Source organism: Clostridium celatum (assembly GCF_021412605.1).
Taxonomy (GTDB): Bacteria; Bacillota; Clostridia; order Clostridiales; family Clostridiaceae; genus Clostridium; species Clostridium celatum.
The window spans coordinates 49,691-69,132 of record NZ_JAJKGM010000016.1 but is presented as its reverse complement, the minus strand read 5'-3'; the positions used below and the strand labels follow the sequence as shown (position 1 = coordinate 69,132).

Genomic DNA, 19,442 nt, shown 5'->3' with positions numbered 1-19,442 from the left:
AGTGGAAGCACTACTGGAAATTCAAATAGTGGAAAGTTACCACAAACAGGAACAGCAGGTGTAGCTGGAACATTAATAAGTGGAGTTATTGCTTTACTTGGTGGATTAGGACTATATAGAAAGAAAAAATAGACAATTTAAGATTAAATAGGAACTGCTAATCACAAGAAGGAAATAGTTAATACTTTTTAAATTAGTAGTTCCTTTTTATAAAATATAAAAATTAAATTTTTGAAAAGAGGGGAAAAGATGAGAAACAAAAAATGGTTTAAGTTAAATATAATGGCCATAGCTTTTATGTTTATATTTAACTGTATTCCAAGTAGTGCTTTAACAGCTTATGCAAATGACACAAAAGCAAGTATCAGAACAGTAATTGATGATACTAAAACAACTGGGGAAATAAATTACTTTACCTATTATGGAAATGGATGGGTGGCTGGAGGTTCAGGTAGTTCTTCAGAGCATTATAATGTTTTAAGTAATGGCGAAGAAAATCCAGAACAAAAATACTATACCGTTGACTTTATAGGAAATAGAATTGAAGTTTATGGAAATAAAACAGCGCAAAATGGTAAAACTAAATATTCACTATATGATGCAGAAGGTAATCTTGTGGCAAATAGTGAAGTTATAATTGATGGAAGAGTAGATAATACTTCACCAGCATATGCATGGGGAGGTCTTACAGAAGGAAAGTATACTTTAAAAGCAGAAGCAACAGGAGTTAATTCAAATTCAGCTCACGCTCAAGCTGTTATTCAAGTAGATAGAGTTGAAATACTTCATGAAAAATATGAGGTTACTAGCATTGAATTAGGAGAAGATGTTAGTTTAGTAGAAGGTGCTAAAAAGCAATTAACTGTAGCAGTTAATCCAATTCATGCAACTGCAGATGATATAATTTATATTAGTGATAATGAAGAAGTAGCTACAGTTTCAGAGACAGGTGTAATTACAGCAGTTGCAACAGGTTCAGCTACTATTACAGCTACATCAGAAGAATTTAATGTAAGTGATAGTATTATGGTAACTGTTACTGAAGCAAATGCTTCAATGTATGGTACTATAGTAGACACTAACTCTCATTATACTCAAGATAGATATGATGAAGTTTTAACTTTAGGAAGTATAAATGAATCATTATATGCTTGGAAGGCAGATAAGGCAATTTCTGAAATAGTTGTAGCATCAAAGGAAGGTATTCTAAAGAATGTTACTGTTTCAGCTAGTGATTTCATTTCTGGAAGTAATGTAATAAACTCTGAAAATATTATTACTACATTCCTTAAAGAAACAAAGGCTTATATCGGGGATGCAGGATATCATGCATCAAGTGATGGTCCAGCTAATACTCCAAGTGATGATAGTGAAAAAGTTAGTGTGCCAGATGTATTATATACAGAAGGTCCAGTTAATGTTGAGTTTAATGCACTTCAACCAATATGGGTTGAAATTAATGTTCCTGAAAATGCAACTTCAGGAGTTTATGAAGGAACTGTTACAGTAACTGCAGATGGCGTTGATGATATAGTATTTAACTATGCGTTAGAAGTTTTAGATGTAACAATGCCAAGTAGCAGTGAATATGAATTTGACTTTGAAGCATGGCAATATCCATATAGTTCAGCTGAATATTATGGTGTAGAACCATTCTCAGAAGAACATTTAGCTATTTTAACACCACATATGTTAAAGTATAAAGAATTAGGTGGACATGCAATCACAGCTTCAATAGTTGAAGAAGCATGGGGTGGACAAACTTATAGTGAAAATGAAATAAGATATCCATCAATGATTAAATGGACAAGAAATGCAGATGGAACTTTTAGTTTTGATTACACTGATTTTGATAAATGGGTTCAATTTAATAAAGATTTAGGAATTGGAGATAAAATAGTATGCTACAGTATGATTCCTTGGGGAAATAATGTTAAATACTATGATGAAGCTTCTGGAACTACAATGGTAGAAAACCTACCAGCAGGTACAACTAGATATGAAGAAGTATGGTTACAATTCTTAAATAAGTTAGTTATACATTTAGATGAAAAAGGATGGTTTGATGATACTTATATAGGTATTGATGAAAGATCAAATATGGATAAGGCTTTTGATGTTATAGATAAAGTTAAAAATAGACATGATAAAGTTCTTAAGAAAGCAGCTGCAATGGATCACTTTAGTACTAGTTACAAATATATAACTGATAGAGTTGATGATTTAAGTGTTGGTTCAACAGCGGCAAAAGGAAGCTTAGCTGATTATAAGAACTTTGTTGCTGAAAGAGCTGAAGCAGAAAAAGAATATAAAACTACAATATATACTTGTACAGAGCATTTTCCAAACTCATTAGCACTTAGTATGCCTGGAGAAAGCTACTGGACTATGATGTTTACAGCAGCACAAGGTGCAACAGGATATATGAGATGGGCATTTGATGCTTGGGTTCAAGATCCACTTAGAGATACAACTCACTGGGCTTTTGAAGCTGGAGATACATTCTTAATATATCCAGATGAAAAAGATTCAGAAAATATAACATCAAAGACTTCTGTAAGATTAGAAAAAATGGCAGAAGGCATAAGAGATGTAAATAAATTATACATGATGCAAAATGAAGTACCATCATTAAAAGCTGATATAGATAATTTATTAGCTACAGTTAAGTTAAATTATACTGGAACTAAAAATGGTGTTGGTGATCATGGTGGAGCAAAATATGCTACAGATGAAACAAGAGCTATGATTCCAGATGATATGGCAGCTATAAAAGCTGAAATTAAAAATATTACTGAAAAGTATATTGAATTAAGAGATGGTGGAGTAAATACAATTGATTCTGTTGAAATAAACAATGGAAATCAAGAAATGAATTTAGGTGAAAAGCTTAGCTTAAATGTTACAGTAATGCCTGAAAATGCATTAAACAAAGAGGTAATATGGACATCAAGCAATACTAGTGTAGCAACAGTTAATAGTCAAGGTGTAGTAACTGGTGTTAAGGTTGGTACAGTTCAAATTACAGCTACATCAGCACAAGATTCATCAAAGAAATCAACTATAAATTTAGTTGTAAATAAAAAAGCTATAGAAGAAGAAGCAAAGGTTGCTTATTATAGCTTTGATAATATAGATGGAAATGTTGTTGAAAATGTTTGGGCAGATGGTTCTTTATATAATGGAACAATCAATGGACCAGTAGTAGTTGAAGGAAAGTCAGGAAATGCACTTAACTTTATAGCTGGAACAAATAATGTTGAAATTGAATCTCCAGCTAATTTACCAGAGAATTGGACAATAGCTTTCTGGGTAAATAGAGGTAATGAAGAAGGTACTGCATCTGTTATGTGGGATGGTAGAACTGCTACAGGCTCATCAGAACTTAATTCAGTATCAGTTGATTTAGCTGTAGGTGTAGGTGCTAATGCATCAAAACCAGGAGTACATGTTAATCAAGGTACTTTAAGCTTCCCAACAGAAATAGCAAAAAATCAATGGCTTCATGTAGCATATACTAATTCAGTAGCTGAAGGATTAGCTTTATATGTAAATGGAGAAAAAATAGGAACTACAAATGCGTATACTAAAAATAATCCAATGAAAGCACCTTTAGAGTTTATTGGAGGTCGTGGATTCGTTGGGCAATTAGATGAACTTAAAGTATATAACAGAGCTTTAACTGCTGAAGAAATAATTGAAGCTAAAGCTGTTAATGGATTAAATGTTGATACTAATTATAAAGAAATTTATATTAATGAAAGTGTTCAAATTATTGCAGAATTAATTAGTGATAAGGCTGAAGATAATATTATATTCACAAGTGATAATGAAAATATTGCAACTGTAAGTGAAAATGGATTAGTTACTGGTGTTGCTTATGGAGACACATTTATTACAGTTTCAAATGAGTCAGGAGAATACTCAGAAACAGTAGATATTCGTGTTAATAGAAGAATAAATTATCAAAACACATTAGAAACTTATGAAATACCAGCAGAAGAGCAAATTGTAATAGATAGAGAGGACGGTCAATATCTTGGTCAGCCAGATACTATTTTATTAGATGATGATAAAACTTTATTAACTGTTTATCCAAAAGGACATGGTTTTGGTGAAGCATTATTAAGTAAGAGTACTGATGGTGGTTTAACATGGGAAAAAAGAGTTCCGGTTAATGAAACTTGGGTAAATTCAGAAGAAACTCCTACAATATACAAACTTGATTTTGTTGATGGTAGTCAAAAATTAATATCTATTTCAGGTGGACCAGAATGGCATGGAAGTACTTTTAGAGGCTTTAAAACATCAATATCAGATGATAATGGTGAAACTTGGGGAGACTACACAGAATGGAATACTGGAATTAGAACTATTGTTGCGATGGCAAGCTTAATTCAATTGAAAGATGAAAATGGAAACTATATAGATAAATGGATGGGTGTATTCCATGATTATGGTTATGTTAATTACAAAACTTATTTAACATTTGATGAAAATGGACAAGAACAGTGGTCAGATCCAGAACCATATTTAAGTGAATATAGAACTTTAGAATCTACTTATCAAATTTGTGAAGTAGGTATGTTCAGATCACCAGATGGAAATCGTATAGTTGCTCTTGCAAGGAGTCAATCTCATAAGCATACTTCAACTATTTTCTATTCAGATGATGAAGGTGAAACTTGGAGCAGACCAAGAGAAGTTCAAGGTTCATTAAACGGAGAAAGACACAAAGCTGTTTATGACCCAATAAGCGGAAGACTATTAATAAGCTTTAGAGAAATTAAACTTGATACTAACCTTGATGGAAATACATCTGATGGAGATTGGATGGCAGGAGATTGGATAGGTTGGGTTGGAACTTACGAAGATTTAATGAATGGTAATGATGGAGAGTATAGAATTAGATTAGCTAAGGATTACACTAATTCAGCTAAGGCTGGTGATACTGGTTATGCTGGAAATGTAGTTATGAGTGATGGTACATTCTTCTTAAATTCTTATGGTAACTTTGATACTAATACTAACAATAACACTTATATCATAGGTCTTAGATTTAAATTAGGTGAAATTGATAATGCATTAGGAAAAGTTAATAGAGAAAGCTTAAAAGTATTATTACAAGAAGTAGAAGGATTAAATGGTGAATTATACACTGAGGAATCATATAGTGTTTTAATGAATGTATATAATGAAGCTAGAGAGATTTATGAAGATAACTCATCTGCACAAGCTCAAATAGATAGTATCGTTGTAGAGTTAAATGCTGCTAAGGAAAACCTTAAAGAAGCAGATGTAACACCAGAACCAGAAGTAAATAAAGAATTATTAAAATCTACTATAGATTATGCACAATCAGTTAAAGAACAAGGTGCATTAGAAGGTCTTGTACCAGTTGTAGTAAAAGAGTTTAACTCTTCTTTAGAACAAGCTCAAGAAATATATGCTAATGTAAAAGCAACAGAAGCTGAAGTTGAGGCTGCTTGCAATAGATTATTACAAGCTATATGGATGCTTGAATTTGAAGTTGGAGATAAAGATGCACTTAAGGCTATAATAGATATTGCAGAAGCTTTAGTAGAAGGTGATTATACAAGTGAATCATGGTCAAAATTACAATCAGCATTAGTTAGTGCAGGTAAAGTTTATGAAGATGAAAATGCACTTGTAGAAGAAGTAAATAAGGCAATTGCTGATTTACAAGAAGCTATAGATGGATTAGTTAAGAATAATGTAAATAAAGATGCCCTTCAAAACTTAATTAACATGATTAATGGATTAAGTGATAAAGAAGATCAATATATTGAATTAACTTGGGCTAATTTAAAAGCAGAACTTACAGGGGCATTAGTTGTTTTAGAAAATGAAAATTCAACTCAAGAAGAAGTAGATTCAGCTTACAATAAATTAATGAGAGCTTATTTACAATTAAGATTAAAGCCAAGTAAGGATTTACTAGAAGATTTATTAAATAAAGTTAATGAATTAGATTCAAGTAAATATACTGTAGCAACGTGGAGAAGTGTTGAAGAAGCAGTTGAGAGAGCAAGCAAAATACTTGAAGATAGTTCTGCTACTGAAAAGGAAATAGTAGAAGCAGAAGAAGAATTAAGAGTTGCAATTAGCAATTTAAAAGAAGTATCTGTAAGTGATAATAGCAGCAATAGCAACAATAGCAGTAATAATAGTGCAAGTGGTAACACTAACAATGGAGGAGCTTCTACAAATAGTGGTAAACTACCACAAACAGGTGGAACTTCAGCGTTAATGGTAGTATTAGTTGGTGCTATAATTGCAGGAGCTGGATTCTTTATGTTTAAGAAAAAGAAAACTAATTAATGAAAAGTAAATAAGTAAATAGTATATATTTATACAATATGTTTTTAGTTTACTAAGTACAAAAATATGATTTCTACATTTATGTGTTAATACTGTTAAATATACAGGAAGTGAAGCATTATGTAGGAATCTTTTTTTTTTTTGAAAAGTAGAATATATAATTTTTGATTTCAGAATATAAAATTTAACATAATAATTTACTTATTATATTTTTAAATATATAATAATGTAATTAAATTAGTTTTGTAGAATAATATAGCTTAAAAATGAAAAATAGAGAATTAAATTTAAAGGTAGTTTAAGGTATATTCTTATATATTAAAGATACTATAAAGCATAACTATATAAAAATACTGTTATACATAAATAAAAGTAGCAAGGTAAAAATATTATCATATTGTTTGAGAGGAGAATTATACGATGAAAGATTTATTAGATAAAGGAGCTGTAATTCAAAGGGATATGGAAACTTATGCAATAGCACCACATTTAACAGGAGGTCTTATTACTCCAAAGCAATTAAGGGATATTGCAGATGTGGCAGAAAAGTATAATGCTGCGGCAGTAAAGGTTACAGGGGCCCAAAGAATTGCAATTGTAGGGATAAAAGAAGAAGATATAGATAAAGCTTGGTCGGATTTAGGAATGAAACCAGGAGCAGCTATAGGGCTTTGTGTAAGAAGTGTTAAAATATGTCCTGGAACTACTTTTTGTAAAAGAGGACTACAAGATTCAGTAGCTATTGGTTCTAAATTAGATGGAGCATTCCATGGTAGAAACTTACCAAATAAATTAAAAATTGGTGTAAGTGGTTGTCCTAATAGTTGTGCTGATAGCCATACTAGAGATATAGGACTTATAGGAGGACCTAAAGGATGGATACTTTACCTTGGAGGTAGAGGTGGAGTAATTCCTAGATTAGGCGATAAAATAGCTATGAACATTCCAGAGGATAGAATTTTTGAGGTAGTTGAAAGAGTAATAGATATTTATGCTGAACATGGTCAAGGAAGAGAACGATTAGGTAATTATATAGATAGAATAGGTTTAGAAGAGTTTAAGAAACAATTAAATATTGAAGAATTATTAAAGGCATAATTAACTATATACATTTACAAATAGCTAAGGCAAGTTTTCGTTATAAGAGGTTGTTTTAGCTATTTATTTTTTATTTGCTAAGATAAGTTTTGAGGTCTTTTATATTTAAAACTTATTTACTTGTAATAAATATGGGTTATACTAATTAAATGAAGTATAATAAGCAAATTAATAAAAATGAGGTAAGTATAGTGGATAATACATTTAAAGAATATAATTTATGTGATGAAATAATTAGAGCACTAGATGGAATTGGATATAAAAAGCCATCAGATGTACAAAGTAAAGTAATTCCTGAAATAATGAAAAATAATGATGTTGTAGTTAAATCACAAACAGGTAGTGGTAAAACAGCAGCTTTTGGTATTCCATTAAGTGAAAAAGTAATATGGGAAGAAAGTAAAGTGCAAGCTTTAATTTTAACGCCAACAAGAGAACTTGCAATTCAAGTTAAGGATGAAATAAAAAATATAGGTAGATTTAAAAGAATAAGAGCAGTAGCAGTATTTGGTAAACAACCTTTTTCAGAGCAAGCTAGAGAGTTAAAGCAGAAAACTCATATAGTTGTAGGAACTCCAGGAAGAGTATGTGACCATATAAGTAGGGGAACTTTAGATGTATCTAAAATTAAGTATTTAGTGATTGATGAAGCTGATGAAATGCTTAATATGGGATTTATTGATCAGGTTAGAGAAGTTATTAATACTTTAAATAAAGAAAGACAAACAATGTTATTTTCTGCAACAATACCAGAAGAAATAATGAGTCTTTGTGATATGTATATGAATAAACCAATAAGTATTGAAATAAAAGCTCAAAAACTTATAACAGAAAAAATAAATCATGAATTGTACAATGTTAAAGAATATTTTAAATTAGAGGATTTAAATAATATTTTAATAAAGGAAGTGCCTGAAACAGCAGTTATCTTCTGTAAGACAAAAGAGAATGTTGATAAGGTGTATGAAGATTTAAATAGAAAAAGATATTCTATCAATAAAATTCATGGTGGAATGCTTCAAAAAGATAGAATGGAAGTAATGGAAAAGTTTAAAAGAGGAGATTTTAGAATATTAATAGCTACAGATGTGGCAGCTAGAGGTATTGATGTTGAAGGTATAACACATGTAATAAACTTTGATTTACCAGTAGAAAAAGAAGCATATGTACATAGAATAGGTAGAACTGGGAGAGCTGGAGCCAAAGGGAAAGCTATTTCGCTTGTTAATCAATTTGAAGAAAGATTGTTGAATATAATACAAGAATATATAGGGTTTGAAATTCCAGTTAATGAGGAGTTACCTAAAGAAGAAAATAAGGTTAAAAAAGAGGAAGCAATAAAAGTTTTAAAATCTAAACCAAAAGCTAAAAAGGAAAAAGCTAAAGTAATAAATGCAAATATAACTAAGCTTTACTTTAATGGTGGTAAAAAGAAAAAATTAAGAGCTGGGGATTTTGTTGGAGCAATTTCTAGAATAGAAGGGATTACAGCTGAAGATATAGGAATAATAGATGTACAAGACACAGTATCTTACGTTGATATACTAAATGGAAAAGGAAACAAAGTACTTGCTGCATTAAAAGATTCAACTATAAAAGGAAAGAAGCTAAGAGTAGAAAAAGCAAAGCGTTAATTGAGTTAAAGTTAATGAAAAAAGTACTTATATAACATTGCGAGAATTAATATGATTTTATCAATAAGTTGTAAGATTCATCATATATATTTTTTCAGTTATATTAGTACTTTTTCTATTCTAAAACTTAATCTAATTTGGTAGATAACATAATTTTTAATTAATGTTTCTAGCTGTAAGAATATATTCAATGCACATCATAAAAATATAGAGTTCTTAGTGAAATAATGATAATTCCTAAAGATAATATAACAAATATTTCAGTATAATTATTGTTCGTGATTTAATTATAGTGGGTATTACGGAATTTTGATGGGCAAATTCCTTCGAATGATTTAAAGGTTTTTGAAAAATGACTTTGGTCATAAAAGCCTAGTATTATTGCTATATCTAAAATGCTTTTATTAGTGGTTAGTAATAGCACTTTAGCTCTATCAATTTTAATTTTTTTTGAATATTTCATTAGAGATATGCCCATATGTTTTTTGAAGCAAGTGCACGCATATTCAGGAGTTATGTTTAAATTTTTTGATATTGTTTCTAGTGATGTGAAACCTTCTATATTCATATGAAGATGTTGAAGAATTTTATTAACGATAAAATTATCCTTAACCTCTATATCTCTTATTAAAAAGTCTAAATAGGCCTCAGCCATACATATTTCTAATTCTTGAAGTGATTTTAAATCATTTAATGTAGGAATTTTTGTGTAAAATTTATTATAAAGGGGATGAAGATATTTTTTTGAAACCCCATGTCTTATAATTTCTTTAGAAAAAATAGCATTCCAAATAAAAAGGTCAATCCTTTTATCTTCTATATTGCAATCGCCATTTAATTCACCTATATGTTTATCTTTAATCTTCGATAAAATAGTAGTTCTATCGCTAGTATCTATTAAATTTGAAAATTCATTGCTAAAAATACTTAAATCTGAAATAAAACTTTCGTACATAAATTTATACTCCTTAGAAAAATTAGAAAACATCCTTGAATATAATTATATATACATATTAATTTATAGGCAAATAGCATATGGAATTTAACATATGTGTATAAGAAGTGTTATAAGTGTAAACTTGTATTAAAAGTTTATAAATATAATGCGTTATATATTAATTAATCTTTGCTTAGGTATATATAGCTTGGAATTATTGAAAATGTTACTAGGGTATACAGAAATTTACCAGCCTCTATTAATATAAATGTGATTATGGTTAAAAATAATATAAATATAACCGACAAAAAATTTTTAAGTTTAAAATTAATCATAATAAAATAAATCCTTTCTTTTAAATAAATTTCTATAAGAGATATAATAGATAAAATAGGTGTTTTAAATCATAAAAGACATGTGCTTAAAAGCATATAGTAATAATCTATTAGAGTATTTAAGAAAATATGACAAAAAGATAAAAAACACTTTGTATATGTTTACAGAGAGAGAAAGATATGTTATCCTTTATATATAAAGATATATTAGTAATAGTTTTTAAAAACTTTGTTAAAATAATTAATAAAGAAGTGGTTGAATGAGTAAAGTATTAAAAGGTAGCTTTGAACTTATGAAGCAGCTAAATATAGCAGCTATACTTAAAGTCATAAGGGATAATGGAAGTCTTTCAAGAGCAGATATAGCTAAGTTAACAGGATTGACTCCGGCAAGTGTTACGAATATAACTAAGTTTTTACTTGAAGATAAATATTTAATAGAAAGTAAAATTGGAGAATCTAGTGGAGGAAGACCTCCTATAATACTAGAGATTAATCCAAATGCCAGATACATAATAGGTGTGTCTATAGGAATAGGTAACATAGAAGTAGTAATAACTAATCTTAATGCAGAAGTAGTATTTAGAAAGGCTATTGAGGTACAAGAAGAAAGATATAATAAGGAATTAATTTTTAATGAGTTAATTAAATTAATTAATGAAGTTGTAAAGGAAAGTGAAATAGAAAATACTGAAATATTAGGAATAGGCATAGCTTTACATGGAATAGTTAATGTAAAAGAAGGAATTTCAAAGTATTCTCCGTATTATGCATGGGAGAATGTAGATATTAAAGGAATATTAGAAGAAAAATTAAATTACCCTGTTTATGTGGATAATGATGTAAGAGCAATGGCTATAGGAGAAAGTTTATTTGGAGTATCAAAGGGTATATCAAACTTCATTACAATAAGTATATCCAATGGGATAGGTGCAGGAATAATTATTAATAACATTCCGTATTATGGAGTTGATTATAGTGCAGGTGAAATTGGCCATGTTGTTGTTGAAGGTGATGGAGATAAATGTAATTGTGGTAATTATGGGTGTCTTGAAACTGTAGCATCAAACAATAATATTGTAAAAAAAGTTATTAAAATGATTAAACAAGGGCAAAGTTCAATACTTATAGAGATGGTAAAGGATATTAATGAAATATCTATAACTGATATATGCAAGGCATCTGTTTTAGGAGATGAGCTATCTATATATATTTTAAAAGAATCTGCAAGATATATAGGTACAGCAGTAACAAGTTTAATTAATATTTTAAATCCAACTGCAATTGTAGTAGTTGGTGAAATATTTGAAAATACACCATATACATTGCAAACTTTAGAAGAAATAGTGAAAAAACGTGGACTTAAGTTGCCAGCAGAGAATGTAAGAATAATAAAAAGTGCTTTAGGGAAAGATGCTGCAGTAATAGGGGCTGCAACATTAGTTATACAAGAATTATTTAATGGTAGTAATGTAAAATAATAATTTTTAAATAGATGGGTGAGTGAATTATGAGTAATGTTAGTTATGAGATTGAGAGATTATTAAAATTTGCATTAAAAAAGGGGATGATTTCAAAGTATGATATTATTCCTACAAGGAATGCATTAATTGATGTTTTAAAACTGGAAGGGCCATTTGAAGGAGAAGTATTAGAAAGTGAAGAAGAAACTCCAGTAGATATATTAAATAATATATTAGATTATGCAGCAGAGGTTGGATTAATTGAAGAAAATACAACTACATTGAGAGATTTATTTGATGCTAAAATAATGGGACTTTTAATGCCAAGACAAAGTGAAGTTATAAATACTTTTTATGATAAAGCAAAAAATGAATCTATTGAAAAAGCAACAGATTGGTATTATGAGTTGAGTAAGGCTTCAAATTATATAATGACTGAAAGAATAGCTAAAAATCTTTGGTGGCCAGCAACGACTGAATATGGAGATTTAGAGATTACAGTTAATTTATCTAAGCCAGAAAAGGATCCTAAGGAAATAGCAAAAGCTAAGTTGATGAAGCAAGCGACATATCCAAAGTGTTTATTATGTAAAGAGAATGTGGGATATGCAGGAAGATTAAATCATCCAGCAAGACAAAATCATAGAGTAATTCCAATGGAACTTACTAATAAGGAATGGTTTATGCAATATTCCCCATATGTGTATTATAACGAGCATTGTATTGTGTTTAGCGGTGAACATGAACCAATGAGACTTACAAGAAAATCAATAGAAAGGCTTGTTGAATTTACAGAAATATTACCACATTATTTTATTGGATCAAATGCAGATTTACCAATAGTAGGTGGATCAATATTAACTCATGATCATTATCAAGGTGGAAGACATGAATTCCCAATGGAAAAGGCTGAAATTGAAAAGTATTATGAGAGTTCTAAATATAAAGAACTTGAAATTGGAACAGTTAAATGGCCAATGTCAGTAGTGAGAATAAAAGGAACTGATAAAAATCAGGTTATAGATGCTGCAATGGAAGTGTTTGAAGCTTGGAAAAATTATTCCGATGTAGAAAATGAAATATTGGCATTTACAGGAGATACTCCACATAATACAGTAACTCCAATTGCAAGAAGAAAGGGAGCGGATTTTGAATTAGATATTGTTTTAAGAAATAATAGAACTTCAGAAGAACACCCAGATGGAATATTCCATCCACATAAAGAACTTCATCACATAAAGAAGGAAAATATTGGATTAATTGAAGTTATGGGGCTGGCAGTATTACCAGGAAGACTTGAAAAAGAATTAGATACAATAGCTAAGATACTTTGTGGAGATATGAGTTATAGTAAAGAAGAAGCTGAAAATAATGAAGAAATTAATAAACATATGCCATGGATAGAAAAAATGTTAAGTGAAAATAATATGTCAACGTATGATGAGGCAAAAGAGTTAGTTAAAAAGGAAGTAGGAATAATATTCTCAAAGGTTCTTGAAAATGCTGGTGTATTTAAAAGAAATGAAAAAGGACAAGCAGGCTTAGAGAAATTCTTAAATTCTGTACTGTAATATATTTGTTAAATTTATAGGAAGAGCAAATAAATTTTATAATGTTTATGTTCTTTATGAATTAAGTGGTATTAAAAGATAATAAAAAAATTAAATTATATTTATTTTTATAGATTATTATAAAGAGGAAGGGTGTAAAATTTATGAACAGAGATGAAATGAAGGTATTATTTGCAAAAGAATATGGTGAAGATAATAGGGAAATAAAAACTTTTCTTTCACCAGGAAGAGTTAATTTAATAGGAGAGCATATTGATTATAATGGAGGATTTGTTTTTCCAGGAGCATTAACTGTTGGAATATATGCAGCTATAGCATTAAGAGATGATAATAAAATTAGAATGAGATCTAAAAATGTTGCAGGAGAAGTTGTAATAAATTTAGATGAAGAATTAGCTTATAAGAAAGAAGATGATTGGGGTAATTATCCAAAGGGAGTTATAAAAGCACTTAAAGATTTAGGACATAATGTACCAGGGATGGATTTAGTGTTATATAGTAATATTCCTGATGGAGCTGGACTTTCATCATCAGCAGCACTTGAAGTATTAATGGCATATATTATTCTTTATTTAGAAAATCCAGAGCAAATTGATAGAGTTGAAGTAGCTAAGATTTGTCAAAAGGTTGAAAATGAATTTGTTGGAGTTAACTGTGGAATAATGGATCAATTTGCAGTTTCAGTAGGTAAAAAGGACAGTGCTATTCTTTTAGATTGCGCATCGCTTTACTATGAATATGCACCATTAAACTTAGGTGATTATAGTTTAGTTATTATGAGTACTAATAAGAGAAGAGAACTTGCTGATTCTAAGTATAATGAAAGAAGAGCAGAATGTGAAAAAGCTCTTGAAATAATAAATTCAAATAAAGAAGAAAAGCTACCAAATCTTTGTGCGGCTACTTTAAATGATATAGAAAGTTTTATTACAGATGAAACTATAAAGAAAAGAGCGATACATGTTGTTACTGAGAATGAAAGAGTTAAAAAGAGTATGGAAATGTTAAAAGCTAATGACATTAAAGCTTTTGGTGCATTAATGACAGCATCTCATTTATCTCTTGAAAATGATTATGAAGTTACAGGACTTCATCTTGATACTCTTGTTCATGAGGCTTTAAAAATCGAAGGATGTATTGGAGCTAGAATGACAGGAGCTGGATTTGGTGGATGTGCTATTGCTTTAGTAGATAATAAAAAAGTAGATGAGTTTAAAGAAAAGGTATCTATAGCATATGAAAATGTCACAGGAATTAAACCTTCATTCTACACAAGTAATATTGGTGAAGGAACTCATATTTTACAATAGTATATAAGTTGAAATGAAAAGTTGTCCTGAAGATGATGGACAACTTTTTTTCTTATATTGGATTATGTTAAAAATAATTAGAAAATAAGTATAATGATAAAGTACGTAAGTAAAAAAAGAAATGATGCTTTTCGCCATAATTTATTTTATAAAAACAGACTGATTTTCCAATAGTTTTTGTCTATATAAAGCTATAAAAACATTGACTATAAAATAATAAAAAAGTATAATTTTAAGGTGCTGCTAAAAAATAAAATAAGATAAAATTCGACAAATAGCGAATGAAAAGAGTATTGACTAAAATAATATTCGTAATTTATAATCTGAATACGACATAATTTTTAGGAGGCTTATTTTATGAAAAATGCTTTAGTATTTCAATCAGATTTTGGTATAGCGGATGGAGCAGTAAGTGCAATGTATGGTGTTGCTTATTCAGTAGACAATACATTACAATTATTTGATTTAACTCATGAAATACCACAATATAATATTTGGGAGGCTTCATATAGATTAATCCAAACTGTAGTTTACTGGCCAAAAGACACTGTATTTGTATCAGTAGTTGATCCAGGAGTAGGATCTCATAGAAAGAGTATTGCAGTTAAAACAGCAAAGGGACAATACATAATAACTCCGGATAATGGAACACTTACTCATATTAAACGTATGTGTGGAATAGTAGAAGCTAGAGAGATAGATGAAACTATAAATAGATTACCTAATTCAGGTGCATCTTATACTTTCCATGGTAGAGATATATATGCATATACAGGTGCAAGACTTGCTTCAGGTGTTATAACTTTTGAACAAGTTGGTCCAGAAATAGCAGTTGAAGAAGTTGTGGAATTACCAGTAGTAGAATCAAGAAAAGAAAATGATATGGTAACAGGAACTATAGATGTTTTAGATGTAAGATTCGGAAGTCTTTGGACAAATATTGGTAGAGAGTTATTTACAAGTTTAGGAATAAATTATGGTGATAGAGTAGAAGTTTCAATAAAGAATGACACTAGAGAAGTTTATAGAAATATAATGATTTATGCTAAATCATTTGCTGATGTTCATGTAGGTGAAACTCTAGTTTATGTTAACTCACTAGATAATTTAGCTGTTGCTATTAATCAAGGTTCGTTCTCAAAAGCATATAACATTCAAACAGGAACTAACTGGAGAATTTCTATAAGAAAAGCTCCAAGAATAGTTTATGAATAAAATTAGATAATAATTATTATAAAGATAATATTATATAAATAAAGTGTATTAATAAAGGAGGTAGTAAGATGGGAAACAAGTTATCTATTAAGACAATTGTTGCTATAGGTATTGGGGCAGCTGTATTTATGATATTAGGACGTTTTGGTTCAATTCCAACAGGGATACCAAATACAAATATAGAAACATGTTATGCATTTTTAGCGTTAATGGCTATTATTTATGGACCAATAGCAGGTATTTCAATTGGATTTGTTGGACATACTTTAAAAGATTTAGTTTTTTGGGGAAATCCATGGTTTAGTTGGATTATAGCTTCAGCTACTGTTGGACTTGTTATAGGGTTAGCAGCTAAAAGACTAAAGGTTAATGAAGGTGAATTTGGAAAGAAAGAAATGATTCTTTTTAATATATATCAAGTAATTGCAAATGCAATTGCATGGCTTTTAGTAGCACCAACATTAGATATAGTTATATATGCAGAACCAGCTAATAAGGTTTATGTTCAAGGTGCAGTTGCTGGAATTTCTAATGCAATTACAGTTGGAGTATTAGGAACTATACTACTATATACTTATGCTAAGACTAGAGTAAAAAAAGGAAGCTTAGATAGAGAATAAGAATTAATTTAAATACCGGAGTCTTTATGCCTCTGGTATTTTTAACCTTTAAAGCGATTTTTTATAGATAAATTTGAATTAGGTACATTTTATTAAATGAAAAATTCTTTGATAATATACATATTGTAAAAAATATAGTATTATCTTTAAGTAAGATTCTAAATTAATTGTATACAAGATTAAATTAATTTGTGAATTTAAGTGTAAAGAATATTATCTTATTATTATGATTTATATAGAAGACGAGGGAGATTTGCAATGAAAAAACCTGTAATTGAGTTCGAAAATTTTACATTTCAATACAGAGCTCAAGCAAAGCCAACATTAAATAATATAAATTTAACTATATATGAGGGAGAAAAAGTGCTTGTTGTTGGGCCATCAGGATCAGGGAAAAGCACTCTTTCAAATTGTATAAACGGACTTGTACCATTTTCACATGAGGGTGAAATAACAGGGAGTTTAAAGATTAAAGGAAAAGAAACTAAAAAATCTAGTATATTTGAACTATCAAATTCAGTTGGTACTGTACTTCAAGATCCAGATGGACAATTCATTGGATTAACTGTTGCTGAAGATATAGCATTTAAATTAGAAAATGATTGTGTATCTCAAGAAGAGATGAAAGAAAAAGTTAAAGTTGTTTCAGAAATTGTTGGTATAGATACTCATTTAGATTCGGCTCCATACAGTTTATCAGGAGGGCAAAAACAACGTGTAACATTAGCAGGGGTTATGGTTTCAGATGTAGATATACTTCTATTTGATGAACCACTTGCAAGTTTAGACCCTGCAACAGGGAAAAGTGCAATTGAATTAATTGATAAAATTCAAAAGAAAACTAATAAGACCATATTAATAATAGAGCATAGATTAGAGGATGTACTTCATTGTCCTGTAGATAGAATAATAGTAGTTAATAATGGTTCAATTGCTGCAGATATTACTCCAGCAGAACTGTTAAGTTCTAATTTATTAAATGAAATAGGAATAAGGGAGCCATTATATATTACTGCTTTAAAATATGCAGGTTGTGAAATTACTTCAGAAATTAATCCTGAACATATAGATAATTTAAAAATAGATTCTTGTAAAGAAAAATTAAAGGAATGGTATGAAGAAACTTCAGAGGATACTGAAGAAATAAAAAATGAAACTATTCTTGAAATGAGAGATGTAAAGTTTGGATATGATAAAGGAAAAGAAATACTACATGGAGTCTCTTTTAAGGTAAATAAGGGAGAAATGGTTAGTGTAGTAGGAAGAAATGGCGCAGGAAAATCTACTATATCAAAATTGATTTGCGGTTTTTATAAACCAACCAGTGGGAAAATTTTATTTGATGGTAGGGATTTAATTGATGATACTATCAAAGAACGTGCAGAAAAAATAGGAATGGTAATGCAAAATCCAAATCAAATGATATCAAAAACTATGATATTTGAAGAGGTTGCCTTAGGATTAAGAGTCAGAGGTGTTAATGAAGAAGAAGTAAAAGAAAGAGTTTTTGAAACATTAAAAATTTGTGGACTGTATGAATTCCGTAATTGGCCAATTTCAGCATTAAGCTTTGGACAAAAGAAGCGTGTAACTATTGCATCTATCTTAGTATTAAATCCAGAAGTAATTATTTTAGATGAACCTACTGCTGGTCAAGATTTTAAACATTACACTGAAATTATGGAATTCTTAAAAGAATTAAATAAAAAAGGTGTTACTATTATTATGATAACTCATGATATGCATTTAATGCTTGAATATACAAATAGGGCGATTGTATTATCTAATGGGTTGAAATTAGCTGATGATACTGCAGCAAATGTACTTACAGATAATAAGGTTATAGAAGAAGCTAATTTAAAGGAAACTTCTTTATATGAATTAGCTATAAAGGCTAACTTAAATAACCCAAGAAACTTTGTTAAGAAATTTATTGATTATGATAGGAGGGTTAGAGGCATATGAGTACAATGTTAAGTTATTCAAATATAGACTCACCTATTCATAAGTTAACAGGTGCGTCAAAGCTTATTGCATTAATTATTTGGGCACTAGCTTCTATGATTACATATGATACAAGAGTGCTTTTAGGAATGTTTGTTGTAAGCATAATTGTATTTAAGATTTCAAAAGTAGAGTTTAAACAAATTTCTTTTGTACTGTATTTTATATTGGTGTTCCTATTATTAAATAATATAGCTATTTTTATATTTTCACCTTATGAGGGAGTGCAAATATATGGAAGTAGAACTGATTTATTTAAAATTGCAGGACCATATACACTAACATTAGAACAACTATTTTATCAGTTTAACATAACATTAAAATATTTCTCAATAATACCAATGGCATTATTATTTATGGTTGCAACTAATCCAAGTGAATTTGCAGCATCATTAAATAAAATTGGAGTTAACTATAAAATTGCATATTCTGTTTCAATTGCTTTAAGATATATACCAGATGTTCAGCGTGATTATCAAGATATATCATTTGCGCAACAAGCAAGAGGAATAGATATGTCTAAAAAGGAAAAGTTAACAAAGAGAATCAAAAATTCAGCTTCAATTTTAATGCCACTTATTTTTTCAAGTTTAGAAAGAATAGAAACAATAAGTACCGCAATGGAACTTAGAGCTTTTGGTAATAATAAAAAGCGTACATGGTATAATGCGAAGCCATTTAAGAGAAATGATTATATTGCAATATTATTAGTTGCAATAATATTAGGAATAGCTATATTAGCTAATATAGCTAATAAAGGACGTTTTTATAATCCATTTATATAAAAAAATATAAGGTTTAAAGAAAAGACTATTGGAAAAGACTATATATATACACTATAAAATTGAAAGATTTTAAATAGTATATATATTTAGGGGATCCACAATAGTCTTTTTTACTTTGTAACTATTTT

12 protein-coding genes are annotated in these 19,442 nt (G+C 29.3%); 11 read left to right on the top strand and 1 reads right to left on the bottom strand.

All coding sequences use genetic code 11. The features are described 5' to 3' along the window. From LPC13_RS17170 to LPC13_RS08655, 4 genes are all read left to right on the top strand, one after another. Positions 1-132 (top strand): LPXTG cell wall anchor domain-containing protein (locus LPC13_RS17170; protein ID WP_407080854.1); only part of this gene is annotated, 132 nt, incomplete at its 5' end. Between the two features lie 117 nt (positions 133-249). Continuing rightward, positions 250-6,342, top strand: a complete 6,093-nt coding sequence (locus tag LPC13_RS08665; protein ID WP_195244069.1) for a glycoside hydrolase domain-containing protein — start codon at positions 250-252, stop codon at positions 6,340-6,342. Positions 6,343-6,762: 420 nt separating this feature from the next. After that, the gene (locus tag LPC13_RS08660) at positions 6,763-7,440 is read left to right on the top strand and encodes a nitrite/sulfite reductase domain-containing protein (protein WP_005210901.1); all 678 of its coding nucleotides are present in this window, start codon (positions 6,763-6,765) and stop codon (positions 7,438-7,440) included. 191 nt (positions 7,441-7,631) lie between these two features. Next, the gene (locus tag LPC13_RS08655; RefSeq protein ID WP_040418657.1) at positions 7,632-9,074 is read left to right on the top strand and encodes a DEAD/DEAH box helicase; all 1,443 of its coding nucleotides are present in this window, start codon (positions 7,632-7,634) and stop codon (positions 9,072-9,074) included. 283 nt (positions 9,075-9,357) lie between these two features. On the opposite strand, the gene LPC13_RS08650 is transcribed toward LPC13_RS08655, so the two are convergent. Then, complete coding sequence (locus tag LPC13_RS08650; RefSeq protein WP_195244070.1) at positions 9,358-10,029, bottom strand: helix-turn-helix domain-containing protein; 672 nt, start codon at positions 10,027-10,029, stop codon at positions 9,358-9,360. A 577-nt stretch (positions 10,030-10,606) separates the two neighbouring features. Between LPC13_RS08650 and LPC13_RS08645 the strand changes: the two genes are divergently transcribed. From LPC13_RS08645 to LPC13_RS08615, 7 genes are all read left to right on the top strand, one after another. After that, entirely contained in the window at positions 10,607-11,827 is a 1,221-nt protein-coding gene (locus LPC13_RS08645; RefSeq protein WP_005210895.1) for an ROK family transcriptional regulator, read from the top strand. Between the two features lie 29 nt (positions 11,828-11,856). Next, on the top strand, positions 11,857-13,380 hold the full coding sequence (gene galT, locus LPC13_RS08640; protein WP_005210893.1) for a UDP-glucose--hexose-1-phosphate uridylyltransferase: 1,524 nt from the start codon (positions 11,857-11,859) through the stop codon (positions 13,378-13,380). 143 nt (positions 13,381-13,523) lie between these two features. After that, positions 13,524-14,690: a galactokinase gene (locus tag LPC13_RS08635; protein ID WP_005210892.1), complete on the top strand. Its 1,167-nt coding sequence runs from the start codon at positions 13,524-13,526 to the stop codon at positions 14,688-14,690. Between the two features lie 357 nt (positions 14,691-15,047). After that, positions 15,048-15,905 (top strand): SAM hydrolase/SAM-dependent halogenase family protein, encoded by an 858-nt coding sequence (locus LPC13_RS08630; protein ID WP_005210890.1) that lies wholly within the window; start codon positions 15,048-15,050, stop codon positions 15,903-15,905. 68 nt (positions 15,906-15,973) lie between these two features. Then, a complete protein-coding gene (locus LPC13_RS08625) occupies positions 15,974-16,525 on the top strand; it encodes an ECF-type riboflavin transporter substrate-binding protein (RefSeq protein WP_195244073.1) in 552 nt (183 codons plus the stop codon). Positions 16,526-16,783: 258 nt separating this feature from the next. After that, positions 16,784-18,490 (top strand): ABC transporter ATP-binding protein, encoded by a 1,707-nt coding sequence (locus LPC13_RS08620; RefSeq protein WP_005210886.1) that lies wholly within the window; start codon positions 16,784-16,786, stop codon positions 18,488-18,490. After that, complete coding sequence (locus tag LPC13_RS08615) at positions 18,487-19,314, top strand: energy-coupling factor transporter transmembrane component T family protein (protein ID WP_234088752.1); 828 nt, start codon at positions 18,487-18,489, stop codon at positions 19,312-19,314. Before LPC13_RS08620 ends, LPC13_RS08615 begins: the two co-directional genes overlap by 4 nt. Positions 19,315-19,442 lie beyond the last annotated feature (128 nt).

Excerpts from the sequence above, each read along its gene's own strand:
- LPC13_RS08665 (WP_195244069.1), top strand. The coding sequence starts at position 250 with ATGAGAAACAAAAAATGGTTTAAGTTAAATATAATGGCCATAGCTTTT.
- LPC13_RS08660 (WP_005210901.1), top strand. The coding sequence starts at position 6,763 with ATGAAAGATTTATTAGATAAAGGAGCTGTAATTCAAAGGGATATGGAA.
- LPC13_RS08650 (WP_195244070.1), bottom strand. The coding sequence starts at position 10,029 with ATGTACGAAAGTTTTATTTCAGATTTAAGTATTTTTAGCAATGAATTT.
- LPC13_RS08645 (WP_005210895.1), top strand. The coding sequence starts at position 10,607 with ATGAGTAAAGTATTAAAAGGTAGCTTTGAACTTATGAAGCAGCTAAAT.
- galT (WP_005210893.1), top strand. The coding sequence starts at position 11,857 with ATGAGTAATGTTAGTTATGAGATTGAGAGATTATTAAAATTTGCATTA.
- LPC13_RS08635 (WP_005210892.1), top strand. The coding sequence starts at position 13,524 with ATGAACAGAGATGAAATGAAGGTATTATTTGCAAAAGAATATGGTGAA.
- LPC13_RS08630 (WP_005210890.1), top strand. The coding sequence starts at position 15,048 with ATGAAAAATGCTTTAGTATTTCAATCAGATTTTGGTATAGCGGATGGA.
- LPC13_RS08625 (WP_195244073.1), top strand. The coding sequence starts at position 15,974 with ATGGGAAACAAGTTATCTATTAAGACAATTGTTGCTATAGGTATTGGG.
- LPC13_RS08620 (WP_005210886.1), top strand. The coding sequence starts at position 16,784 with ATGAAAAAACCTGTAATTGAGTTCGAAAATTTTACATTTCAATACAGA.
- LPC13_RS08615 (WP_234088752.1), top strand. The coding sequence starts at position 18,487 with ATGAGTACAATGTTAAGTTATTCAAATATAGACTCACCTATTCATAAG.